The 24,444-nt window shown below is 65.2% G+C and carries 20 protein-coding genes and 1 pseudogene; 10 read left to right on the top strand and 11 right to left on the bottom strand.

The genetic code is table 11. From position 1 onward, the window contains the following. Positions 1–20: 20 nt before the first annotated feature. On the top strand, positions 21–671 hold the full coding sequence (locus tag F455_RS0108505; RefSeq protein ID WP_018972863.1) for a response regulator transcription factor: 651 nt from the start codon (positions 21–23) through the stop codon (positions 669–671). A 23-nt stretch (positions 672–694) separates the two neighbouring features. Here F455_RS0108505 and F455_RS0108510 read toward each other — a convergent pair whose 3' ends face one another. Beyond that, positions 695–4,069: a hybrid sensor histidine kinase/response regulator gene (locus F455_RS0108510; RefSeq protein WP_018972864.1), complete on the bottom strand. Its 3,375-nt coding sequence runs from the start codon at positions 4,067–4,069 to the stop codon at positions 695–697. Between the two features lie 175 nt (positions 4,070–4,244). Here F455_RS0108510 and F455_RS0108515 point away from each other — a divergent pair, with 175 nt between their 5' ends. After that, positions 4,245–5,759: a fumarate hydratase gene (locus F455_RS0108515; protein ID WP_018972865.1), complete on the top strand. Its 1,515-nt coding sequence runs from the start codon at positions 4,245–4,247 to the stop codon at positions 5,757–5,759. A 23-nt stretch (positions 5,760–5,782) separates the two neighbouring features. Here F455_RS0108515 and yedA read toward each other — a convergent pair whose 3' ends face one another. Both yedA and F455_RS20245 read right to left on the bottom strand, forming a co-directional pair. Continuing rightward, entirely contained in the window at positions 5,783–6,688 is a 906-nt protein-coding gene (gene yedA, locus F455_RS0108520; RefSeq protein ID WP_018972866.1) for a drug/metabolite exporter YedA, read from the bottom strand. Positions 6,689–6,774: 86 nt separating this feature from the next. Further along, positions 6,775–7,038: a hypothetical protein gene (locus tag F455_RS20245; protein ID WP_018972867.1), complete on the bottom strand. Its 264-nt coding sequence runs from the start codon at positions 7,036–7,038 to the stop codon at positions 6,775–6,777. A gap of 72 nt (positions 7,039–7,110) precedes the next feature. Between F455_RS20245 and F455_RS0108530 the strand changes: the two genes are divergently transcribed. Continuing rightward, a complete protein-coding gene (locus F455_RS0108530; protein WP_026293205.1) occupies positions 7,111–7,455 on the top strand; it encodes a Rieske (2Fe-2S) protein in 345 nt (114 codons plus the stop codon). A gap of 16 nt (positions 7,456–7,471) precedes the next feature. On the opposite strand, the gene F455_RS0108535 is transcribed toward F455_RS0108530, so the two are convergent. The 5 genes from F455_RS0108535 to F455_RS21960 form a co-directional block, all read right to left on the bottom strand. After that, on the bottom strand, positions 7,472–9,316 hold the full coding sequence (locus tag F455_RS0108535; RefSeq protein WP_018972869.1) for an SLC13 family permease: 1,845 nt from the start codon (positions 9,314–9,316) through the stop codon (positions 7,472–7,474). Positions 9,317–9,651: 335 nt separating this feature from the next. Next, a complete protein-coding gene (gene trmB / locus F455_RS0108540; RefSeq protein ID WP_018972870.1) occupies positions 9,652–10,335 on the bottom strand; it encodes a tRNA (guanosine(46)-N7)-methyltransferase TrmB in 684 nt (227 codons plus the stop codon). 82 nt (positions 10,336–10,417) lie between these two features. Then, entirely contained in the window at positions 10,418–11,230 is an 813-nt protein-coding gene (locus F455_RS0108545; RefSeq protein ID WP_051084135.1) for a thiazole synthase, read from the bottom strand. A 244-nt stretch (positions 11,231–11,474) separates the two neighbouring features. After that, a complete protein-coding gene (gene thiS, locus F455_RS0108550; protein ID WP_018972872.1) occupies positions 11,475–11,678 on the bottom strand; it encodes a sulfur carrier protein ThiS in 204 nt (67 codons plus the stop codon). Positions 11,679–11,772: 94 nt separating this feature from the next. After that, entirely contained in the window at positions 11,773–14,196 is a 2,424-nt protein-coding gene (locus tag F455_RS21960) for a DUF6600 domain-containing protein (RefSeq protein ID WP_051084136.1), read from the bottom strand. 346 nt (positions 14,197–14,542) lie between these two features. Here F455_RS21960 and F455_RS0108560 point away from each other — a divergent pair, with 346 nt between their 5' ends. From F455_RS0108560 to F455_RS0108580, 5 genes and pseudogenes are all read left to right on the top strand, one after another. Next, the gene (locus tag F455_RS0108560; RefSeq protein ID WP_026293206.1) at positions 14,543–15,532 is read left to right on the top strand and encodes a sulfate ABC transporter substrate-binding protein; all 990 of its coding nucleotides are present in this window, start codon (positions 14,543–14,545) and stop codon (positions 15,530–15,532) included. Positions 15,533–15,539: 7 nt separating this feature from the next. Then, positions 15,540–16,424 carry a sulfate ABC transporter permease subunit CysT gene (cysT, locus tag F455_RS0108565; protein WP_018972874.1) on the top strand — a complete coding sequence of 295 codons (885 nt, stop codon included), beginning with the start codon at positions 15,540–15,542 and terminating at the stop codon, positions 16,422–16,424. Then, positions 16,421–17,290 carry a sulfate ABC transporter permease subunit CysW gene (gene cysW, locus F455_RS0108570; protein ID WP_018972875.1) on the top strand — a complete coding sequence of 290 codons (870 nt, stop codon included), beginning with the start codon at positions 16,421–16,423 and terminating at the stop codon, positions 17,288–17,290. The genes cysT and cysW overlap by 4 nt, the downstream gene beginning before the upstream one ends. A 1-nt stretch (position 17,291) precedes the next feature. Then, a pseudogene (locus F455_RS20260) lies at positions 17,292–18,002 on the top strand (sulfate/molybdate ABC transporter ATP-binding protein); the annotation flags it as partial. A 186-nt stretch (positions 18,003–18,188) separates the two neighbouring features. Then, positions 18,189–19,079 carry an EamA family transporter gene (locus tag F455_RS0108580; protein ID WP_018972877.1) on the top strand — a complete coding sequence of 297 codons (891 nt, stop codon included), beginning with the start codon at positions 18,189–18,191 and terminating at the stop codon, positions 19,077–19,079. On the opposite strand, the gene F455_RS0108585 is transcribed toward F455_RS0108580, so the two are convergent. Next, positions 19,071–20,096 (bottom strand): cysteine synthase A, encoded by a 1,026-nt coding sequence (locus F455_RS0108585; RefSeq protein ID WP_018972878.1) that lies wholly within the window; start codon positions 20,094–20,096, stop codon positions 19,071–19,073. The genes F455_RS0108580 and F455_RS0108585 overlap by 9 nt on opposite strands. 306 nt (positions 20,097–20,402) lie before the next feature. Here F455_RS0108585 and F455_RS0108590 point away from each other — a divergent pair, with 306 nt between their 5' ends. Both F455_RS0108590 and F455_RS0108595 read left to right on the top strand, forming a co-directional pair. Beyond that, positions 20,403–21,398, top strand: a complete 996-nt coding sequence (locus tag F455_RS0108590) for a LysR substrate-binding domain-containing protein (protein ID WP_018972879.1) — start codon at positions 20,403–20,405, stop codon at positions 21,396–21,398. A gap of 56 nt (positions 21,399–21,454) precedes the next feature. Continuing rightward, positions 21,455–21,802 (top strand): GFA family protein, encoded by a 348-nt coding sequence (locus F455_RS0108595; protein WP_018972880.1) that lies wholly within the window; start codon positions 21,455–21,457, stop codon positions 21,800–21,802. Positions 21,803–21,805: 3 nt separating this feature from the next. On the opposite strand, the gene F455_RS0108600 is transcribed toward F455_RS0108595, so the two are convergent. Then, positions 21,806–22,525, bottom strand: a complete 720-nt coding sequence (locus F455_RS0108600) for a phosphoadenylyl-sulfate reductase (RefSeq protein WP_018972881.1) — start codon at positions 22,523–22,525, stop codon at positions 21,806–21,808. A 178-nt stretch (positions 22,526–22,703) separates the two neighbouring features. Then, positions 22,704–24,443: an assimilatory sulfite reductase (NADPH) hemoprotein subunit gene (gene cysI, locus F455_RS20265; RefSeq protein WP_033408960.1), complete on the bottom strand. Its 1,740-nt coding sequence runs from the start codon at positions 24,441–24,443 to the stop codon at positions 22,704–22,706. Between the last annotated feature and the right edge of the window lies 1 nt (position 24,444).

Raw genomic sequence — 24,444 nt, forward strand, 5'->3', positions numbered from 1 at the left:
AACTGCTACAGTGCGCGCCGATGAGCACGCGCATCCTGATTGCCGACGATCATCCCTTGTTCCGCGCCGCTCTGCGCAGCGCGGTGGTGCAGGTCGAACCCGAAGCGGCGATCGCCGAGGTCGATGACCTGGCCGGGGTGATGGCGCGACTCGAGGCCGAACCCGACACCGACCTCGTTCTGCTCGATCTGCACATGCGCGACAGCCATGGCCTGACCGGCCTTGCCGCGCTGCGTGCGCAGCATCCGGCGGTCGCCGCGCTCGTCGTCTCCGGCACCGAGGAAGCGAGCGTCGTGCGCCGCGCGCTCGACCATGGCGCGGTCGGCTTCGTGCCGAAGAGCACGCCGCCGGCCGATATCATCATTGCGATCCGCGCCGTGCTCGGCGGCCAGCGCTGGCTGCCGCCGGCACTGGTGCAGGCGCTCGAGTCGGCGCAGAGCGACCCCGCCGACGCCGCGCTCGCAACCCGTCTCGCGCGCCTGACCGGGCAGCAGTTCCGCGTGCTCGCGCAGATCGGCGAGGGCCGCCTCAACAAGCAGATCGCCGACTCGCTCGGCATCCAGGAACGCACCGTCAAGGCCCACGTCAGCGCGATCTTCGAGAAGCTCGGCGTGCGCAACCGCACGCAGGCGAGCGTCCTCCTGCAGCGGCTGCGGCTGCAGCAGAAATAGCTGCAGCTCAGGATGGGATTCGACTAGTCCTGCGGCGTCAGCGTCGAAGCGACGAAACGCACCCCCGCGCCTTCGCTCTTGCGCAATACCTGTTTCAGCGCCAGCGGCTTGAGCGGCTTGTACAGCAGCATGAGGCCGAGTTCGAGCGTGCGCTTGCGCAAGGCCGCGTCGCGATCGGCGGTAAGGATGGCGGCCGGGATATCGCCGAGGATGTTCTGCAGCTTTGTATACAAATCGAGGCCGTTGTCGCCGCCGGCCAGATGGTAGTCGAGGATGGCGATGTCGGGTCGCTCGTTGCGCGTTCGCTCGAGCGCGTTCGCCGCATCCGATGCCGTGAGCACGCGCCAGCCCCATTGTTCGAGCAGGGTGCGCAGTGCGGTCAGCGCCTGTGGCTCGTTGTCCACGATCAGCGCCGTGCCTTTGGGCATGTCCGCCGGCAATGCCGACTCCGCCACCGGCGTCGAGGCGGCGATCGCCGCATACGCGGCCGCACTGCGCGGCACACTCACCGCGAACACGCTGCCGTGGCCGACCCAGGAGCGCAGGCTCAGATCGTGGCCGAGCAGTCGGGCCATGCGCTGGGCGATGGCCAGTCCGAGGCCCAGGCCCTGGTTGCTGGCAGCGCTGCCGCGGCGGAATTCCTCGAAGATCAGCTGGGTCTCGCTCTCGGCAATGCCCGGACCGGTGTCCCAGACCTCAATGCGCAACTCCGCGCCCACGCGTCGACAGCCGAGCAGGACGCGCCCCGATTCGACGTGGCGCAGCGCGTTGGAAAGGAAGTTCTGCAGCACGCGGCGCAACAGGTGCGGATCCGAGCGCACCCAGGCGCGCGTCGGCACGTGGTGCAGGCTCAGACCCTTTTCGTTCGCGAGCACGGCGAACTCGGCGGCGAGCGCGCCGAGCAGGTCGTTGAGCGCGAACGCGCGCGGGCGCGGTACGAGCTTGCCGGCATCGAGCCGCGCCATGTCGAGCAGGCCGCCAAGCAACGATTCGGTCGCGGTCAGCGAGGAGTGCAGGTGGCGCGCGGTGACGCGGCCGTCGTCGTCGGTGCGTGCTGCCAGACTGTGCGCAAACAGTTGCGCGGCGTGCAGCGGTTGCATGAGGTCGTGGCTGACCGCGGCGAGGAAACGCGTCTTGGTTTCGTTCGCGGTTTCAGCGGCGTGCGTGGCGTGTTCAAGTTCGGCGGTGCGCTCGGCGACGCGCAGTTCGAGCGTCTCGTTCGCGCGCTCGAGCGCAAGCGCGGCACGGCGGAATTCGGTGACATCGGTGAACGTGGCGACGAAGCCACCGCCGGGCATCGGGTTGCCGCGGATCTCGACCACGCTGCCGTCGGGGAAACGCCGTTCGGACAGATGCGGCGTGCCGGAGCGCATGTGCGCGAGGCGCCGCTGCACCGCCGCTTCGAGCGTCGCCGGGTCGCGCGCATCGGTGCCGATCATGCCCTCGCCGATGCTGTAACGCGCGAGTTCCTCGACCGGCCGACCGACGCGCAGCAAGCCTGGCGGGTAGAGGAAAAGCTCGGCGTAGCGCCGGTTCCAGGCGACGACGTTGAGCTCGGCGTCGACTACGCAGATGCCTTGAGACATGTTCTCGAGCGCGGCGAGCAGCACGCGTTGATTGAAGCGCAGATCGGCCGAAGCCTCGTCGACGATCGCCGCGACCGTGTCGAGCTGCATGCGCCGTTCGCGTCGTGCGATATCGAGCAGCAGGCGCGCGCTCGATGCACCGATCACCGCGGACAGCTCGTGTTCGACGGCGGCGAGCGTGGCCGCGTCGGCCGGTCGGTGCGCGACATTGCTGCCGATCAGCACATGTGCGCGTTCTTCGGAAAGGAAGCGCGATGCCAGCGCACGCAACTGCTGATTGTAGAGCTGCGTGCCGACCGCAGGCGCGTCCTCGCGCTTGCCGAACAATTCGACAAGGGCGATGACGATGAGGTTGGTGGCGATGCCGAGAACGACCGCGCGCGTGAGCGGGCCGACGCCATTGAGGCCGAACAGGTGCATAGGCGCCAGCGCGCCGAATCCGAATGGCCCGGTGGACAGCCACGCTGCATGCGGAGCGATCACGCCCGGCAGCAGCGTGTACATCCACACCAGCGTGCCTGCGGCGAGTCCGGCGAATACCGCGCGCGGCCCGAGTTGCGGGCGATAGAGTGCCGCCCAGGTCGTCGGCGCGAGCCCGCCGAGCGCCGAGAACGACAGCGCACCGATGTCGGCCAGCGCGGCATCGTCGAAGATCACGCGGCTGTAGGCCCAGGCCAGGGCGATGATGACGATGATCGCCGCTCTCCGCTGCCATATTACCTCACCGCGCAGGTCGTTCTCCGCCTCGTTCTGGCCCCAGCCGGCACGCAGACGCAAGGGCGCGATGAAGTGGTTGGCGACCATCAGGCTCAGCGCGAGCGTGGCCACGACGACCATGCAGGTCGAGGCCGACAGGCTGCCGAGGAAGGCGGTCAGTGCGAGCGCGTGTTCGCCGTGCGCGAGCGGCAGCGCGAGCAGGTACTGGTCCGATGGCACGCCTTGCGCGGCGAGTTGCGCGTCGCCGAGCCGCGCAAGCGGCAGTGCCGGTACCGAAATCAGCACCATGTAGACCGGAAACAGCCAGCGTGCCGTCTTCAAGTGACGCACGTCGCGGCATTCGACCACGCCGGCGTGGAACTGGTGCGGCAGGGTGAACATCGCCAGCGCGCCGAGCACGATCAGGCTCGGAAAGCCGGTGAGGTCGTGCGCAGGCGGCGGCGCGGCTTGGCCTGGGATCGGCGCCATGAACAGCAGGCTGGTCAATGCAAGCATCGCCACGAGCTTGAACAGCGACTCGAAAGCGATCGCCAGCACGAGGCCGCGGTTGTGCGCCACCGCAGACGATCTGCGCGTGCCGAACACGATCGCGAACAGCGCCATCGACAAGGCCACCCAGAGCGCACCGTCGCGCCAGGCAGTCAAGCCGCGCGGATCGCCGAGGATCGTGGTGAAACTCATCGCGACGGCTTTGAGCTGCAGCGCGATGTAGGGCAGCATGCCAAGCAGCATCACCGCGGTGACCAGCGCACTCAGCGCCGGGCTCCTGCCGAGGCGTGTGGAAATCAGGTCGGCGAGCGAGCTCGAATTGTGTTCGCGCGCGAGGCGCACGAGACGAAAAAGTATACCGATGCCGAGGACGTACATCGCAATCGCGCCGACGAAATTCGGCGGCACCCACCAGCCCGAACGGCTGGCCTGGGTCGTGTTGCCGAGAAATGTCCACGAGGTGCAATGCACGGCGAGCGAGAGCGCATAGACGATCGCCCAGCGTTTTTCGAGCACGCGCGGATGGCGCTCGCCGTAAACCGCAACGGCGAACAGCACGCCGAGCCAGACGATGCCCGAGACGATGACGAGAGCGACGCTCAACATCGCACAAGCATAGCGCAGCGGTCACGAAAGGACGTGCGGCGAAAGGGCATGATGCAGCGCAGCGCGAGGGATGCGAAAATGGGTGGTATCTCGGTAATCCTCCATGATTGCGAGGATCAACAAGCGGCCATCCTTGGCTGCACTTTTCAATGAAAATCAGCCTCCGCCCTACGCCATGAGCACGATCAAACAAGCCGACCTCATCCAGTCCATTGCCGACGCGTTGCAGTACATCAGCTATTACCATCCGGTCGACTACATCAAGAACCTCGCTGCAGCCTACGAGCGTGAGGAGTCGCCCGCGGCCAAGGATGCGATCGCGCAGATATTGATCAACTCGCGCCTGTGCGCCGAGGGCCACCGGCCGATCTGCCAGGACACCGGCATCGTCACCGTGTTTCTCAAGATCGGCATGAACGTGCGCTGGGACGCGACGATGTCGCTTGAGGATATGGTCAACGAAGGCGTGCGCCGCGCCTACAACGATCCGGACAACAAGCTGCGTGCCTCGATCCTCGCCGATCCCGCGGGCAAGCGTACGAACACGAAGGACAACACGCCGGCGGTGATCAACGTCAGCATCGTGCCGGGCGACAAGCTCGACGTGATCGTCGCGGCCAAGGGTGGTGGCTCGGAGGCGAAATCGAAGTTCGCGATGTTGAATCCCTCCGACTCGATCGTCGACTGGGTGCTCAAGACCGTGCCGACGATGGGCGCGGGCTGGTGTCCGCCCGGCATGCTCGGCATCGGCATCGGCGGCACCGCGGAGAAGGCGATGCTGCTGGCGAAGGAATCATTGATGGATCCGATCGACATCACCGACTTGCAGGCGCGTGGACCGTCGAATCGCGCCGAGGAACTGCGCCTGGAGCTGTACGAGAAGGTCAACGCGCTCGGCATCGGCGCGCAGGGCCTCGGTGGTTTGACCACGGTACTCGACATCAAGGTACGCGATTATCCGACCCACGCGGCCAACCTGCCGATCGCAATGATCCCGAACTGCGCGGCGACGCGGCATGCGCACTTCGTCCTCGACGGCTCGGGCCCGGTCGCGCTCGAGCCGCCTTCGCTCGAAGACTGGCCGAAGCTGACCTACAGCCCGACCGGAGCGCGCCGTGTCGATCTCGACACGATCACGCCTGAGCTCGTCGCTACGTTCAAGCCGGGCGAGGTGCTGCTGCTCAACGGCAAGCTGCTGACCGGCCGCGATGCCGCGCACAAGCGCATCGTCGACATGCTCAACAAAGGCGAGAAGCTGCCGGTCGATTTCAAGGGACGCTTCATCTATTACGTCGGCCCGGTCGATCCGGTGCGCGACGAAGTCGTCGGACCTGCCGGCCCGACCACGGCGACGCGCATGGACAAGTTCACCGAACAGGTGCTCGCCCAGACCGGCCTGCTCGGCATGGTCGGCAAGGCCGAGCGCGGCCCGGCCGCGATCGAGGCGATCAGGAAGCACAGGTCGGTCTATCTGATGGCGGTCGGCGGCGCGGCCTATCTGGTGTCGAAGGCGATCCGCTCGTCCAGGGTTGTCGGCTTCGCCGACCTCGGCATGGAGGCGATCTACGAGTTCGAGGTCAAGGACATGCCGGTCACCGTCGCGGTCGATTCCAGCGGCACGAGCGTACACCAGACCGGCCCGCGCGAATGGCAGGCAAAGATCGGCAAGATTCCCGTGGTCGTCGCCTGAAGCAGGAATCCGCTCGCGAAGACTTATTTCTTGGTCTTCGCCAGCGTGATCGCCGCTACGCCCGCGACGATGACGATCGTGCCGACGATGTCCAGGCGCGAAACCACCTCGCCGCCGAGCAGCACGCCGACGAGCACGGCGACCGGCGGGTTGACGTAGGCGTAGCTCGAGGCGAGCGCCGGGCGCGTGTGGTGCAGAAGGTAGATGTAGGCGCTGAAGCCGAGCAGCGAGCCGAACACGATGAGATAGGCCATCGCCGCCATCGACGTCGCATCCGGCATGCCGGTGAAATGCTCGCCGCTGGCGACCGAAACGATGGCCAGCGGCACGCTGCCGGCGAGCATCTGCGCGGCCGCGCTCATCATCGGCTCGGGCATGTCCTGGTGCTTGCTCCAGACCGAGCCGAACGCCCAGGCCACTGGCGAGAGGACGAGCGCGATCGCGCCGGCCGGCGAGCCACGCAACTCGCCGCCGAGATTGAGCACGACGATGCCGGCGAAGCCGATGACCAGGCCGACCCATTCCATGCGATTCGGCCATTGCCCATACCATCCCGCGAAAATCGCCATGAACAGCGCGGCGCTGGCGACAGCGACCGCAGTAATGCCCGAGGCGACCGTCTGCTCGGCATAGCAGACGCCGCCGTTGCCGATGCCGAGCAGCAGCGTACCGGTGACGAGGCAGTTGAGCCATTGGCGCCAAGTCGGCGCTGCGCCGCCGCGCCAACGCAGCAGCGCGTAGAGCAGGCCGCCGGCGATCACGAAGCGGATCGCCGCGAGTGCGAACGGCGGGAAGCCGCCGAGGGCGACGCGCAGACCGTAGTAGGTCGAACCCCAGATCACGTAGACGCCGAACAGCGCGAGCGGGACCAGGACGTCAGGCGAGAGAGACCGGGCCGGAGCGGCGACGGCGGGGGGGTGGTCATTCATCGTCGGATTCTATCGGCCGACATGAATCCGTGACAGCGCCGCTTGTACGGCGCCCTGGGGTACCGGCGATCCGGCTGAGAGGCCGATCAGTGCTTGAACGACGCCGTGCGGCTGGGCAGCACGACGAATTCCCCTTCGATCACGTTCGGTTTGCGCTGCGCAACAGGATGTGGCGTTGCGGCGCGGGAAAGCGCGCGCACGATCGCGACGATGGCGCCGATTACGGCAAACGCGACGAGCGCAAGGAATCCCAAGGCGAGTACAGCAGCCAGCAACGCCATCCCGAGCACGCCGATCAGGACGCGTGCGAAAGGATGGTGAGGGCGGTTGAACCAGCGCCAGTAGGACATGTCGGCGACGCTCCGTGGCAAAATGGACAAAACGGCATCCCCTATGCCGCGAACGAGAGCAATTAGATACCGATGACCGTTACGAAAGCGTTATGTCGCGTTGACGATATCCCCGATGGCGGTGCGTTTGAAGCGGGATACGTGGACGAACGTGACGGAATTCGCGATTCATTGATGCTGACGCGCCACGGCGATGCGGTGCGCGCGTACCGCAACATCTGTCCGCACGCGGGTCGACGCCTCGATTGGGCCCCGGGCCAGTTTCTCGTCGAAGAAGGCCACGTGATCTGCACTGCGCATGGCGCGATGTTCCGACTCGCCTCGGGCGAGTGCGTTTCGGGTCCGTGCCGCGGCACCGGGCTGACCGAAGTGCCGGTCGAATCGCGCGGCGGCGAGGTGATGTTGCGCGAAGCCTGATCCGCTATCGCGCGGATCAGTGGAATACGAGATTCACCGCGGCCAGCATGACCACGAGCATCAGCAGCGTCAGCGGCAGGCCGACGCGCAGGAAGTCGCGAGCACGGTAGCCGCCGGGGCCGGCGATGAGGGTGAGCACCGGATTGGCGCTTGCGATCAGGAAGCTGTTCGAGGTCGAGATCGCGACGATCAGCGCATAGATTGCCGGATTGCCGTTTGAGGCGAGCGCGACGTTGATCGCCATCGGCACCATCATCACCGTCGCGCCGACATTGGAGACGATCTGGGCGAAGAACAGGGTGAGTACCGCGACGACCGCTTGCAGCGCCCATTGCGGCCACGCGCCGAGATAGCGCAGCACCTCCTGCGCGAGCCATGCGGCGGCGCCGGTCGCATCCATCGCCCAGCCGAGCGGGATCAGGCAGGCGAGGGTGAAGATCGTCTTCCAGTTGATCGCACCGTAGGCCTCTTCCATCTTGAGCACGCCGGCGAGGAGCATGCCGACCGCGCCGGTAAGCATCGCGATCGACAGCTTCAGGTCGGTGAACAGGCCAAGGCCCATGGCGAGTGCGAAAAAGGCGACGGCGTGCCAGATCTTGCTTGGCCGGCCTTCCTCTTTCGGGTAGTCGGTGACGACGACGAAGTCGTGATCCTCGGCGGCGACGGCGAGATCGCGCCAGAGCCCGTGCAGCACGAGCGTGTCGCCGGCACGCAGCGCGATGCCGCGCACGTCCTCGCGGTGGATCTCCTCGCCGCGGTTGACTGCGAGCACGCTGATGCCATAGCGCTTGCGCAGATGCAGTGCGCCGACGCTTTGCTTGACGAATTCCGAGTTCGGCGGGATCACCGCCTCAGCGATGCCGGCGCGGGTCGGATTGAACATGTCGCGGAACCAGCGCAGGCGCGTCTGCGCGAGCAGCAGGTTGAGATTCGCGAAGTGGTCAATCTCGGCGCGCTTGCCGAGCGTGCCCAATACCGTGCCTACCCAGATCATCGTATCGGCCGGCGGCGCAAGGCGGACTTCATCGCCGTTCTTGATCGCAAGAATCATCGGCGCGCCGCGTAACGCCTCGGCCTCGAGCACGCTCATGCCGACCAGCGGGCTCTCGGCGGTGACGGTCAGCTCGAATACTTCACCGGAAATACCGTAGGTTTCGGCGAAATAGGTGTCGGTGCGGCCCGGGGTGACGCCCTGGCTTTCCTCGTCGGACGGCAGCAGTTTGCGCGTGAATGCGGCGAAGAAGGCCAGGCCGGCGAGCAGTAAGGGGAAACCGACCGGCGCGATCGAGAACAGCGAAAAAGTCTGGATCGTCTGCGCACCCTGCGGCAGGTTGCGGTTTGCGCTTGCGATCAGGTCGTTGAGCATGATCAGCGGCGAATTCGAGATCATCGTCATGTTCGTGCCGCAGAGAATGCAGAACGCCATCGGCATCAGCAGGCGAGATAACGGTACGCCGGTGCGTGAGCTGACGCGGCTGACTACGGGCAGGAATAATGCAGCCAAAGCCTGGCTCTGCATGATCGACGACAGGCCGCCTACCATCGAGTTTATGGCGAAGGAAAGCCGTGACTCGACGCCACGTGACATGCGCAGGATGAACGAAGCCGCTTTGTTGAGCACGCCGGTGCGGTCGAGCCCAGCGCCCATGATCATGACCCCGAGCAGCGAGATCACCGCGTTGCCGGCGAAGCCGTCGAACAGCTGCTCGACCGGAACCAGGCGCGTGATGCCGATCACGACGATGACGAGCAGGGCAATCAGATCCCCGCGTATCCATTCGAGCACGAGCATGAGCACGGTGAAGGCGAGCAGGCCGAACACTAGCAGCATGTCGTGGGTGAGGAGGAGTCCTTGATTCATCTCATCGGGCGCTGCGCTCGTTCTTCTCTTGCTCGGTTTTACTGTAACCGCATCCATTCGCCTTTCCGCCCGCATCCTGCGAGCGGGTCACTTTTCTTTGTTTGCCCAAAGAAAAGTAACCAAAAGAAATGCACCCCGGATGCCGCGCCCGTCGCGCCGCGCGCTCCGGGTTCGCGAGGTCATGCCGGGGTTCGTTGAACGCACGTCCCTGATGCGTACAACGAACTCGCGCGCATCGTGCGCGCGACCTTTCAGGCATTTCCGTCATGCCCTCGCCGCGGCAAACGGGGACCTGAAAATCAAAATCAAAAACGCGGTGCTTTGCGGCGATATTCTCAAACTCGTTCGTAGATGAAATCCCAGACTCCGTGCCCCAGACGCAGGCCGCGCTTCTCGAAGTGCGTTTCGATGCGCCAGTCGGGTCGCGCCACGCCTTGACCTTTGCCGGCGACGTTGCGCCATTCGGGCGCGGCATCGAGCACTTCAAGCATGTGCGTGGCATAGTCGGCCCAGTCGGTAGCCAAATGCAAGCGTCCGCCGCGGGCGACTCGGCTCGCGAGTAGTGCGACGAATTCCGATTGGATCAGGCGACGCTTCTGCTGGCGCTTCTTCGGCCACGGGTCGGGGAAGTAGATGCGCGCCTCGGCCAGCGATTCCGGCGCGATCGCGTTACGCAGAATCTCGACGGCGTCATGGTTGTACAGACGCACGTTCTTCACCTCATGCGCGGCGAGTGCATTCATGAGGCGGCCGACACCGGGGCGATGCACCTCGATGCCGAGGAAATTCTTCTCCGGCTCGTGCAGGCCCGCGTGCAGCAGTTGCTCGCCGTTGCCGAAGCCGATTTCGAGAGCCAGCGGTGCGGCGCGACCGAATATCTGCGCGTAGTCCGGCGGCGTCGCCGCAGGTTCGAGACCGAAACGAGCCCAGTGCTGCTCGAACGCGCGCTGCTGCGCTGGAGTGAAGCGGCCCTGGCGCAGGACGAAGCTGCGGATATGGCGCTGCTGCGGGATGCTCATGCCGTGGGCGGTAGGCTGCTCTTGTTGAGAAGTGCGGCCGAGGATGGCCGTTTTTTGATTTTTGCGAGCAGGGACGATTGCACTAAACCAGTCCGTCGATCGGGCTCGATGCGCTGGCAAAGCGCTTGCGCGGAATGCGTCCGGCGAGGAAAGCCTCACGCCCAGCCTCGACCGCCTTCTTCATCGCGCTCGCCATGAGCACGGGATTCTTCGCGCCGGCGATCGCGGTATTCATGAGCACACCATCGCAGCCGAGTTCCATTGCGATCGCCGCGTCCGAAGCGGTGCCGACGCCGGCGTCAACGATGATCGGAACCTTGGCGTTTTCGACGATCTCGAGCAGGTTCCAGCGGTTCTGGATGCCGAGGCCCGAACCGATCGGCGCAGCCAGCGGCATGACCGCAACGCAGCCGATCTCCTCGAGGCGGCGCGCTAGGATCGGATCGTCGCTCGTATAGACCATGACCTCGAACTTGTCGGCGACGAGTTGCTCGGCGGCCTTCAAGGTCTGCACCACGTCGGGGAACAAGGTCTTCTGGTCGCCGAGCACTTCGAGCTTGACCAGGTTGTGACCGTCGAGCAGTTCACGCGCGAGGCGACAGGTACGCACCGCGTCTTCGGCGGTGTAGCAGCCGGCGGTGTTCGGCAGGATCGTGTAGCGATCAGGCGGCAGCACGTCGAGCAGGTTGGGCTGGTTCTTGTCCTGGCCGATGTTCGTGCGGCGGATCGCGACGGTGACGATCTCGGCGCCGGCGGCGTCGGTCGCGCGGCGCGTTTCGTCGAGATCCTTGAACTTGCCGGTGCCGGTCAGCAGGCGCGAGCGGTAGGTTTTGCCGGCGATGATGAGGACGTCGTTGTCGGGCATAGGAGGGGCGGGGCGGATTTGGGCGTTCATTTTTGCTTTATACGGAACTCTTGAGTTGCAACGTGTGCGCTCGACTTTGTCGCGCTGACCGTTGCTAAGCTCGGCCATCCAGGCCTCGCCAAGCAACCCGTCCCTACGCATCCTGCTCCGGGCCGTCGGCTTCGCGCGATATGCGCTTACTCGCATCGTCCCTGATGCTCGCCCTTCGGGCCATTCGCTACGCGAATGTTCGGGCGCGCTCCAAGCGCGCCTCGTCAACGCATATCGCAAGCGCTCAGCCTCCGCCAAGCGCATGCACAATTTCCACGCGGTCACCGTCCGACAGCACGCGTTCGCGATGCAGGCTCCTCGGCACGATTTCGCGATTGATCTCGACGGCGACCCGGCGTTCGGCGTAACCCGCGGCTTCGAGCAGCGCGGCGACGCTGGTCGACGCCTGCACCTGTTTCGCTTCGCCGTTGAGTTGGATCGTGAGCATAGGCGCATTGTAACGCCTCGCGCGGGGGCAGGAGCGCGCGCAAAAGAAAACGCCCGGCATTGCCGGGCGTTTCTTCGTTGTTGCTGCGTGGGGGTCAGCGCTGGCCGCGATCGTTCTTGCGGTCGTTCTTGTCGTCGTGCTGAACGCGGCCACGTCCTTGCGGTTGCTCGGCTTGCTGTTTCGGCTGTTGCTGTGGCTGCACGCGCATAGTTTCGGTTCGTGGCTGGACCTGCTGCTGCGTGCGCATCTGCATCTCCTGACGCTGCTGGATCTGCTGTTGCTGTTGCTGCGCTTGGATCTGCATTTCCTGGCGCTGCGGGACCTCACGCTGCTGGCGCTGCTGCACCTCGAAGTTCTGCTGGCGGCGCATCTGCATTTCCTGACGTTGCTGCATCTGCTGTTGCTGCTGAACCTGCAATTGCTGACGCTGCTGCACCTGCTGTTGCTGCTGAACCTGCATTTCCTGCTGATGCTGCTGGACATCGGCGCGCGGCGCGCGTTCGACCGTCGTCGAACGGTATTCCTGGCGATTGTCGCGCTGCACGCGTTCGTCCTTGCGGCCAGTGTCGACCGTGGCGTTGTTGTTGTCGCCGCGCAGCACGCGTTGGTTGTTGTCCGCCGCGTTTGGATTGACGTAGCGACTCGACGGCAGTGCGCGACGTTCGTCCATCTGGGTGCGGCCGTTCGGTGACCCGGTCACGGTGCGGCTCTCGACCGAGGGGTTGCCCGTCCTCTGGTCGCGCAGTACCTGCGGGTTGTTTTGTATGCGTGCGGCGTTGTCGATCGCGCGGCGATCGTTCTGGCCGCCATTGTTGAGCACGCGTGCGTCGGTCTGAATCGGACCGCCCGTGCGTGACTGGATCGCCGGTGCGATCGAGCGCGCCGGAATGCCGTCGCGAGTGACGACATTGACATTCGGACGTGCCGTGAGCGTCGCGCGCTGCGCTGCCTGACCGTTGCCGATCACGGTCGGCGCGCTGCGCATCTGCGCGACCGGCAGAGCGCGGCCCGGATCGCGCTGCAGCAGGTTTTCGCGCTGCGCGAACGAGGCCATCGGCGCCGGCGGGCGCGTAGCGGCGATGATGTTGCGCGTCTGCGCGGCCTGCGGCGGCGCAGCAGCGCGGACACCGCCGTTGAAAGCGAGGCTCTGGCGCGTCGGCGCAATCGCGGCGAAGCCGGCCACATGCGCGTTGGCGAACGTCTCGCGGTTGACCGGGATCACCGAGCCGCGCACCTCGCGCGAACCAGTGAACACGTCGCCACGCACCGCGGTGATCGCGTTGGTGACGTTGCGGTTGGCGTAATTGATGCGGCTGTAGTCGAGGTTGCCGCGCTGGTAGCCGCCGTAGAAATTGTTGATCGTGACGTTGTTGATCGTCGTGTTATGGATGTTGACGTTGGTGAAGTAATTGCGGCTCACGCGATAGCTCGGCACGTACACGTCGCGCGGGCCGAGCGGGAACCAGCCGACCGGGCCGCCGACGCTGAACGACAGGCGTGCACCGCCGCCACCGACGAAGGCGACCAGCGCCGGTGCGTAGTACGGACGCTCGCGCGCCGGACCCGGGCACCAGCCCCAGCGGTTGCCGATGTAGGCCCAGCGGCCGTAGTGGAACGGCGCGAAGCCCCAAGGCGAAGAGTCGACCCAGGTCCAGCCATAGGCGCCGACCCAGGTCCAGCGGCCGTAGCTGTACGGCGTCCAGCCGACCGCGACCTGGCTCGGATACCAGACGTTGCCGTAGTCGGGCGAGGTATCCCAAGAGCCGTTGCTGTCGAGGTCGTCGTAGCCGATCACGTCTTCGGAGACGAACTGGCGCGAGCGCGAGTTGTCCCAGCGCCCGTCACGCTCGAAGCAGAAGCGGTCGAAGTCGTCCGGATTCGGCACGCCATTGCTGGCGTAGTCGCGCAACTGCGGGTCATTGAAGCGGATCGACTGACCTTCCTCGATGCGGAAGCGCGCGCCGGCCTCGCCGTAGGCGTCGCCGCCGCCGTGGAATGCGGTGACGATGGTGCCGTTGCCATCCGGGGCGACGTCGATGCGGTATTCGCCGACACGGTTGATGACGAAGGCGAGCGTCGGCGTGTCTACCTCGTAGGTCTGGCCGTCGTAAATACGGCGCACGCGCAGGTTGAGCGTACCTTCGGTCAGCTCGATCTGCGCCATGTTGTCGTCGAGGTTGAGGAAGTGGAAATTCGACTGGCTGTCGACGCGGATCGCCGAGGAACCGATCTGCAGTTCGGCGCGTGCGCCGCGGTCTGTCCACAGCTTGTCGCCCGAGATCAGCGGGCGGTTGATTTCGGCCTGGACCCAGTTGTCCTCGCCGGCCGGCGAAAAACTCACCGCGCCGTTGACGAGCGACAGGCGCGCGACGCGCGTGGGCGGGTCGACCGCGGCGCTGGAGGCGTCGTTGTCGTAGCTCGGGCCGTCGTTGGCGTAGTCCGGCGCCGGCTGGGCGAAACCCGTGCCGGCGATCAGCAATCCAGCGAGCAACACGACAGCAGGTTTGTACATGGTCATGGCGAACGCTCCTTTGCGTTGCGCGAGAAATGGAAGGACGGGATCACAAATCGGTTCGGGAGCGGCGCGGCGGTTCTCATGGCTCTGCGACGGTCCCCTCCCCTGATACTGCAACCCTGCGTGCATAGTTAAGCGTAACCAAGCTGAATGCGGACTTTCGATTCTCGTCGCGCGCGGTTGGGAATCCGGGTTGTTTATCCTGTACTTAGCGTGGATGCGGCCGCTAACGAAAAGTCAACGGGTCGACGCGCAAAGTCGCCCGGGCGATAAGCATATGCGGTCGTGCGTATTGCGGCGCAATGAAGTTCCGTTACGCTGTCCGGCAGTCATTCAGATTGGGGTTGTCATGAGGCGATATGTCCTGGGCCTGGCCATGCTGGGCGCGTTCGTTGGGAATGCGTCGGCAGCGGAATTGCTCAACGTGTCCTACGACCCCACGCGTGAGCTGTACACCCAGCTCAACGAGAAGTTCGCCGCTGACTGGAAGGCGAAGAACGGCGGCGAGGAGGTGACGATCAAGCAGTCGCACGGCGGCTCTTCCGCGCAGTCGCGCAAGATCATCGACGGACTCGAGGCCGACGTGGCCACACTCGGCATCGCCTCCGACATCGACGTGCTCGCCGACAAGGGCCTGTTGGCCGCGGACTGGCAGCAGCGTCTGCCGGGAGATTCGACGCCGTACAACTCGACGATCGTGCTGCTCGTGCGCAAGGGCAATCCCAAGGGCATCAAGGACTGGAGCGACCTGGTCAAGCCAGGTATCGCGGTAATCACGCCGAATCCGAAGACCTCGGCCGGCGCGCGTTGGAATTTCCTCGCGGCCTATGCGTATGCGCTCAAGCAGAACGGCAACGACGACGCCAAGGCGCGTGCATGGATCGGCCAGCTCTACAAGAACGTACCTGTGCTCGATACCGGCGCGCGCGGCTCGACCGTCACCTTCGCCCAGCGCGGCCTCGGTGACGTGCTGATCGCATGGGAGAACGAGGCCTACCTTGCCTCGGCCGAGTTCGGCGCGGACAAGTTCGACATCGTCGTGCCGTCGAGTTCGATCCTGGCCCAGCCGCCAGTTGCGGTGGTCGAGAAGAACGCGAAGAAACACGGCACCGAGAAGCTCGCCGAGGCTTACTTGAAGTTCCTATACACGCCCGAGGCGCAGGAGATCGTCGCGAAAAACCATTATCGTCCGCTCGATCCAACCGTTGCGGCGAAGTACGCATCGAGCTTTCCGAAGATCGATCTGACCACGATCGCGCAGTTCGGCGGTTGGAAGGCTGCGCAGCCGAAATTCTTCGGCGAGGGCGGCATCTTCGATCAGATCTACGACAAGAAGTAAGGTCGGCATGGGCACGATCGCGATCCCGCATCTGACCCGCGCGCCCTCGCGCCGGCGCGCGATGCCGGGCTTTGGCTTGACGCTCGGTTTCACCCTGAGCTATCTGTCGCTGATCGTGCTGATTCCGCTCGCCGCGCTCGCGTTCAACGCGGCCGGACTCGGCGTCGGCGGTATCTGGAAGGTGCTCAACACCTCGCAGGTGATCAACGCACTCAAGCTCAGCTTCGGCGGCGCACTGGTCGCGGCGGCGATCAATGCCGTGTTCGGCAGCCTAATAGCCTGGACCTTCGTGCGCTACGACTTCCCCGGCAAGCGCGCGTTGCAGGCGATGATCGATTTGCCGTTCGCGCTGCCGACCGCGGTGGCCGGCATTGCGCTGACCGCGCTGTATTCGGTGCCGACCGTGCCGAGTCCCGCGCAGGGCTGGCTCGGCGTGCCGCTCGAGGCGCTCGGCGTCAAGGTCGCCTACACCCAGCTCGGCGTGATCGTGGCGATGACCTTCATCAGCCTGCCGTTCGTCGTGCGCACGCTCGAACCCGTGCTCGAACAGATCGACAGGCAATACGAGGAGGCTGCGGCGACGCTCGGGGCGACGCGCTGGCAAGCGGTATCGCGGATCGTCTTCCCGGCGCTGCAGCCGGCGCTGTTGACCGGCACGGCGCTCGCGTTCGCGCGCGCGGTCGGCGAGTACGGCTCGATCATCTTCATCGCCGGCAACCTGCCCAACCTGACCCAGATCGCGCCGTTGCTGATCGCGATCAATCTCGATCAGCACGAAATCGGCGCGGCGACGGCGATTGCAGCTGCCATGCTCGCGCTGTCGTTCGCCATCCTGTTCGCCATCAATCTGCTGCAGGCCTGGGTGCGGCGTTCGGAAAGGAAGTCGGCATGAGCACGATGGCGACCACGCATCGTCCGTTCCGCTCCGCCACTGCCGAGCCATTGTCGGTGCGCTGGCTGCTGATCGGTTTCACTTTCGCGTTTCTGATCGTGTTCCTGCTGTTGCCGCTGATCGTCGTGTTCGTGCAGGCATTTGCTGGCGGAATCAAGGCCTACTTCGCCGCACTTGCCGATCCGGATTCGCTTTCGGCGATCTGGCTGACGCTGAAGACCGCGGCGATCGCGGTGTTGCTCAACACGCTGTTCGGCGTTGCCGCGGCCTGGCTCGTGGCCAAGTTCGAATTCCGCGGCAAGGATTTCCTCATCACCCTGATCGACCTGCCGTTTTCGGTGTCACCGGTCATTTCGGGCATGGTCTTCGTACTGATCTTCGGTGCGCAGACCTGGCTCGGCGGATGGCTGATCGACCACGACATCCGCATCATCTTCGCCCAGACCGGCCTCGTCCTCGCCACGGTGTTCGTCACGTTCCCGTTCGTCGCGCGCGAGCTGATTCCGTTGATGCAGGCGCAGGGCAGCGACGAGGAATACGCAGCGCTGAGCCTCGGCGCAAGCGGCTGGCAGACGTTCTGGCTCGTGACCCTGCCGAACATTCGCTGGGGCCTGCTTTATGGCATCCTGCTGTGCAATGCGCGTGCGATGGGCGAGTTCGGCGCAGTGTCGGTGGTTTCGGGCAAGATCCGCGGCGCGAGCAACACGATGCCGCTGCACGTCGAAGTGCTGTACCAGGACAACAAGATGGTCGCGGCGTTCGCGGTGGCCTCGCTACTCGCCTTGCTCGCCCTGCTGACGCTCGGCTTGAAGACTTTTCTCGAATGGCGCCACGGCGACGAACTCGCTGCACTGCGCGGGAGATGACATGCAAATATCGATACGCCAGTTGAGTAAGAGCTACGGCAGCGTTGCCGCGTTGAACGCGATCGATCTCGACATCGCCTCGGGCGAATTGCTCGCGCTGCTCGGCCCGTCGGGATCGGGCAAGACCACGCTGTTGCGCGCGATCGCGGGGCTGGAGCCGATCAACGGCGGGCGCATCCAGTTCGGCGACATCGACGCGACCGAGCTTTCGGTGCAGGAACGCCGCGTCGGTTTTGTCTTCCAGCACTACGCGTTGTTCAAGCACATGAGCGTGCTCGACAACATCACGTTCGGCCTGCGCGTGCGCAAGCGCAAATATCGGCCCGCACGCGAGGAGATCCGCCGGCGCGGCGAAGAACTGCTCAAGCTCGTCCAGCTCGGCGGGCTCGAGGCGCGCTATCCGAATCAGCTGTCCGGTGGCCAGCGTCAGCGCGTTGCGCTGGCGCGCGCCCTTGCGATCGAGCCGCGGGTGCTGTTGCTCGACGAGCCGTTCGGCGCGCTCGATGCGAAAGTGCGCAAGGAGTTGCGCGTTTGGCTGCGCCAGCTGCATGACGAGACCGGTTACACCACGGTGTTCGTCACCCACGACCAGGAGGAGGCGCTCGAACTCGCCGATCGCGTCGTCGTGATGAACGCGGGTTCGATCGAGCAGGTCGACACGCCCGAGGCGATTCTGCGTCGCCCGGCGACCCGTTTCGTCGCCGAGTTCGTCGAGCGTGACGCGGCCGGGCACTACACTGCCGCGCATCCGCCGCATCCGCGCACGGTGCATGAGCGCGTCGCGCACGCGGTGCGTGTGGGCTAGTGTCCGCGTCTGTGCGAATGAAGAATCCTTAATTTCGCGGGAAGACGCCGGTCGGGGGCTAGAATGCCGCCTCGCTCGCATTCCCCGATTCGCATGTCCTTCGCGCACCTGCTGCTTGCCCTTGCGGTCATCATCGTCTGGGGCACGAATTTCGTCATCATCAAGCTCGGTCTCGGCGAGTTGCCGCCGTTGCTGTTCGCGACGCTGCGCTTCGTCTTCTCCTGCATGCCGTGGCTGATTTTCGTGCGTCGGCCCGCGGTGCCATGGCGGCTCCTTATCGCGAACGGCTTCTTTCTCGGCTTCGGCTTGTTCGGCGTGCTGTTCATCGCGATGCGCAGCGACATTGCACCCGGCGTCGCCTCGCTCCTCGTGCAGACGCAGGCGTTCTTCACGATCGTGCTCGCGATGCTGCTGCTCGGCGAACGCATGCGTGCATTTCAGGCGACGGGACTGGCGGCGTGCGTCGCCGGTCTTGCGATGTTCTTCTTCCATGTCGACGCGAGTACGACGATTCTCGGTTTGGTGCTGACTCTTGCCTGCGGTCTGTCGTGGGCGATCGCGAATCTGGTGGCAAAGAAGGCCGCACAGATCGCTCCATCGCTGAACATGCTCGGCTTCATGGTCTGGTCGAGCTTGTTCGCAGTGCCGCCGCTGCTGCTCGCGAGCCTGTTCTTCGAAGGCCCGCAGCGCATCGCCGACGGCCTGGCGCACGCCAGTGCATTCGGCTGGGCTGCGTCGGTATGGCAGGGCGTCGCCAACACGCTGTTCGGCTACGGCGCATGGAACTGGCTGCTCGCGCGCTACCCGGCGGCGACGATCTCGCCGCTGTCGTTGCTCGTGCCGGTGGTCGGCATGGCGAGTGCGGCGATCTGGTTCGGCGAGCCGCTGCCGGCGTGGAAGCTTGAAGCGGGCGCGCTGGTCCTGCTCGGCCTGATGACGATCACGCTATGGCCGCGGCTGCGCGCGCGTTTCATCTCAGCCTGATACGGGCGGGAAAGCGCGATCGAGCCACGCCGGCACTGGCAGATTTTTCGCGCGCAGGAATTCCGGATTGAAGATCTTCGCCTGGTAGCGCGCGCCCGAATCGGCAAGCACGGTGACGATGGTATGGCCCGGGCCGAGCGTGCGCGCGAGGTGGATCGCGCCGGCGACGTTGACGCCACTCGATCCACCGACGCTGAGGCCTTCCTCGGCCATCAGCGCATGTACGAGCGGCATCGATTCGTCGTCGGCAATCGACCAGGCCAGATCGACCGGCGCGTCCCTGAAGTTCGCGGTGACGCGGCTGTAACCGATGCCTTCGGTGATCGAGCTGCCTTCGGTTTTCAACTCGCCGGTATTGACGTAGCTCGCGAGCGCGGAGCCAGCCGGGTCGGACAGCGCGATCGTGACGCCGGGTTTGTTTGCCTTGAGAAAACGGCCAACGCCGGCGAGCGTGCCGCCCGTGCCGGCAGCGCAGACGAAGCCGTCGACGCCGCCGCCGGTCTGCACGAAAATTTCCGGCCCGGTCGTCGCTTCATGCACTTCGCGGTTCGCGATGTTGTCGAACTGGTTGGCGAACCAGGCGCCGCCGGGATCACGCGCATTGAGTTCCTGCGCGCGGCGCTGCGCGGTGTGCGAGTAGTGTCCGGGATCGCTATAGAGGGCGGGTGGGACGAGCTGCACCTCGGCGCCGGTCAAGCGCAACGCGTCGATCTTCTCGCGGCTCATCGTATTTGGCATGACGATGATCGTGCGGTAGCCGCGGCTCGCGCCGAGTAGAGCGAGGCCGATGCCGGTATTGCCCGCGGTGCCCTCGACGATGATGCCGCCGGGACGCAGCGCGCCGATTTTCTCGGCGTCGAGCAGCAGGCCGAGCGCGGTGCGGTCCTTGATCGAGCCGCCCGGATTGGCGAATTCGCACTTGGCCAGAATCTCGCAGCCGGTGAGTTCCGAGGCGCGGCGCAGGCGGATCAGCGGAGTGCGGCCGATCGTATCGGCAAAGTCTTTGCGGATGTCCATGCGCGAAAGGGTATTGGGAAAGGGCGGTCTTGAGAAGGAAGGCCCGGCGGGCGGCAGCCTTGAATCCCGGGCCAAAGAACACCATGCATCAGCATATTACCCGGGGTTATTAGGCAGAAACTGCCACAGAAATGGCGTATTTGGCCGTCTAAACGTCTGGACGCCCAAATAACCAACAGTTATGCTGCAGAACGTCAATCGGGAGAATTCCATGGTGTTTTCGCATTCCGCTCGCTGTTGTCGCCGCCAATCCGCTGTTTCGCGCCTAGCCGAATCCCGATTGCGACCCCCTTCGAGTACCTCGTCATGACCCTGACCCAGCTCCGCTACCTCGTCGCCATTTCCGACGCCGGCCTCAACATCACCCAGGCCGCCGATCAGGTCCACGCCACCCAGCCTGGCCTGTCCAAGCAGCTCAAGCAGCTCGAGGACGAACTCGGCTTCCAGCTCTTCGCGCGCAAGGGTAAAAGTCTTTCCGCGATCACGCCCGCAGGCCAGCAGGTCATCGACCGCGCCCGCATCATCCTCGCCGAGGCGCGCAACATCCGCGCGCTGGCCGCCAACCTGCGTGGCGACGACAAGGGCGAACTGACGATCACGACCACGCACACCCAGGCGCGCTTCGTTCTGCCCCATGCGATCGCCACGCTCAAGCAGCGCTATCCGGCGGTAAACGTGCACCTGAAGCCGCTCGGCGATGCGCAGGTCATGGGTCTGTTCGAGCGCGGCCAGGCCGACCTTGCTCTCATCTCGACCACTGGTGCCCTGCCCAGCGACGGCCTCGCCGTGCCGCTGTTCCGTTGGCGCCGCGCCGTCGTCGTACCGAATGGACACGCGCTCGCCGAATTGAAGCGGCCGCTGAAGCTGTCCGATCTCGACGGCGAGCCGCTGGTCAGCTACGAGTCTTCGCTGCGCCCCGAGTCCTCGTTGCGCCGCGCGTTCGCCGCGGCCGGCGTCGTGCCGCGCTTCTCTTGCACCTCGCGTGACGCCGACCTGATCAAGACCTATGTGCGCGCCGGCCTTGGCGTCGGCATCTTCGCCGACCTGGCATTCACCGCGGACGATGCGCGCGATCTGCATCAGATCGACGCCGAGGGCTTGTTCCCCGAGTGCACCACATGGCTCGTGTTGCGCCGCGACCGCGTGTTGCGCGCCTATGCGGGCACGCTGGCCGAACTGATCGCGCCGCAGATCGACCCACGCGACTTGCAGCGCGCGCTCGCCGGCGAGGAGCCGGCGCAGTGGCCGCTGCCGCCGTACTGGAGCGAGCTGCAGAAGAAGCTCGTCGCTCGCGCTGCCTGACTTTGTGCTGCGGCTGGGCTAACCTGCGGACATTCCGGTCTGCAGGAGTCCAGGCGATGAAGTACCTAGGCAGCTGCCATTGCGGGCAAGTCGCGTTCGAGGTCGAAGGCAATCTCGAAGGCGCGATGAGTTGCAACTGCTCGATGTGCCAGCGCAAAGGCGCGCTGATGTGGTTCGTGCCGCGAGAGAATCTGCGCGTCACGCGCGGCGACCGCGCCATGGCGAGCTATACGTTCAACAAACACGTCATCCAGCACAAGTTCTGTCCAACCTGTGGCATCCATCCATTCGGCGAAGGCACCGATTCGTCGGGCAAGGCGATGGCGGCGATCAACGCGCGTTGTCTCGAAAACGTCGACCTGGCTGTGCTCAACATCACCCAGTACGACGGACGTTCGCGCTGACAATCAGTCGAAGTGCAGCCCGCATTCGCGCTTGAGGCCGAAGAAGCGCGTGTCTTCCTCACGCATGCCTTCGCCCAGCGCGCGCGTCGTGTGCACGTCGCCGATCGAGACGTAGCCCTGTTCCCAGAGCGGGTGATAAGGCAGGCCGTGTTGCTGCATGTACTGCCAGATGTCGCGATCGCTCCAGTCGACCAGCGGGTGCAGCTTCCAGCGGCCGTCGCGCACTTCGAGCACATTCGAGTGGCGGCGGGTGGTCGATTGCGCTCGACGCAGGCCGGCAATCCAGGTGTGGGCACCCAGTTCGGTCAGCGCACGGCGCATCGGCTCGACCTTGCGCAGCGCGTTGTATTCGCTGATGCCGTCGACGCCGTTCTCCCAGAGCTTGCCGTGGCGCGCTTCCATCCAGGCGATGCCGATCTGCGGGCGGTAGACCTTGAGGTTGAGCGAAAGCTTCTCGGTGAGCTGGTCGGCGAAGCGGTAGGTTTCGGGGAAGAGGTAGCCGGTGTCGATCAGAACGACCGGAATGTCGGTGCGCTCGCGCGTGGCCAGATGCAGCAGCACGGCTGATTGGGCGCCGAAACTCGATGACAGCACGTGCTCGCCGGGCAGATTCTCCAGTGCCCAAGCGATGCGCTGATGCGCGTTGCGGGTTTCCAGCCAGGTATTGAGTTCGACGAGGGCGGTCGGGTCCTCGGCGACGGTCTTGATGTCGGGCAGTTTCATGGCGCGCTCTCCGGCGCTGTGGTCTTTGATGCGGTTGCGACGGGTTTCAAAGCGTCTTTTTGTTCGACGCTGTTGTTGAGAGGTGCAGCCGTGGCTGGCTGCTTTTTGACTTATGCCCTCGTGGACGGGGGCTGAAATACTGGTCGTACAGTGCAGCATGGGATCTTCGCTCCTGGGCTCACGCCGCCGCGGCCGACGGCTCGAGCAGCGTGACCGGAATGACTTTGTAATGGGCCTCGGCGAGAACGCCGGCGCGCACGAGGAAATCGCCGAACGCTTGCGCATCAGCGCGCTCGGCCGCATAGCGCGCGAGCAGTTCGTCCAGTGTCGCGAGAATTTGCGCCTCGTCGACGTTCTCGCGATGCAGGCGGTTGAGCCGCTGCCCGCGTACGTCGGCGCCGAGCATGAGGTTGTAGCGCCCAGGTGCCTTGCCGATCAGCGCGATCTCACCAAGATACGGACGCGAGCAACCGTTCGGGCAGCCCGAGAGGCGCAGGTGGATGCGGGCGTCACGCAGGCCGTGCTTGTCGAGCAGCGCTTCCACCTTGGTGGTGAAATCGGGCAGATAGCGCTCGGCTTCAGCCATCGCCAGCGCGCAGGTCGGCAGCGCGACGCAGGCAAGCGCATTGAGTCGCAGCGGCGTTGCGGTGCGATAGAGGTCGAGATGGTGCTCGGCCACGATCTCGTCGATCTCGGCGCGATCCTCGCTCGGCACGTTCGCGATCAGCAGGTTCTGGTTCGGCGTCAGACGGAATTCGAGGCCGGAATCTTCGTTCGCATGAAGTTGCGCGATCTTGCGCAGGGCCGACAGATGCCGCTGTTCGCCACGGTCGGCGACGCGGCCGGCCTCGATGCGCAAGGTCAGGTGGGCGCGACCGTTGCGGCCTTCGACCCAGCCGAAACGGTCGCCGTTGTGCTCGAAGCGGAACGGTCGTGCAGGGCGCAGCGGCGCGCCGAAGCGGCGTTCGACCTCACTCTTGAACCAGTCGAGACCGCGGTCGTCGATCGTGTACTTCAGGCGCGCGTGCTTGCGGTCGGCACGGCCGCCGAAATCGCGTTGCGTCGTGATCACGGCCTCGGCGATCGCGTTGACGCGGTCGGCAGCGACGAAACCAAGCACATCGGCCAGGCGCGGATAGGTCGCGGGCTCGCCGTGCGTCGCGCCGAGTCCGCCGCCAACGACGACGTTGTAGCCGAGCAGCTGGCCGTTCTCGATGACGGCAATGAAACCGAGGTCATTGGCGAACACATCGACATCGTTGAGTGGCGGCACGGCGAATGCGACCTTGAACTTGCGCGGCAGGTAGACCGCGCCGTAGATCGGCTCGTACTCCTCGCCGGAACCCGCGACCTTTTCCTCGTCGAGCCAGATTTCGTAGTAGGCGCGTGTCTTCGGCTTGAGGAATTCCGACAGATTCGCCGCATCGGCGTAGACCTGCGCGTGCAAGTCCGAGACCAGTGGATTCGCCGCGACCATCACGTTGCGGTTGACGTCGCCGCAGGCCGCGATCGTGTCGATCAGCGCGGCGTTGATCGCCTGCAGCGTGCTTTTGAGTTCGCGCTTGATCACGCCGTGGAACTGGAACGCCTGGCGCGTGGTGAGGCGCAGCGTGCCATTGGCGTAGCGCTGCGCGATCGCGTCGAGCTTGAGCCATTGCTCGGGCGTGACCACGCCGCCCGGCAAGCGCGTGCGGATCATGAAACTGTAGTCGGGTTCGAGCTTGGCCGCACGGCGCTCCTCGCGCAGGTCGCGGTCGTCCTGCATGTAGCTGCCATGGAACTTGATCAGCTGCGTGTCGTCGTCCGCGATTGCGCCGGTAACCTCGTTCGCAAGGCTTTCCAGCAACGTGCCGCGCAGGCGCCGGCTGCGGGTCTTGATGCCTTCGACGGGAGAGAGAACGGGCGCGGTTACGGACATG

This window comes from Rudaea cellulosilytica DSM 22992, from assembly GCF_000378125.1.
Classification (GTDB): domain Bacteria; phylum Pseudomonadota; class Gammaproteobacteria; order Xanthomonadales; family Rhodanobacteraceae; genus Rudaea; species Rudaea cellulosilytica.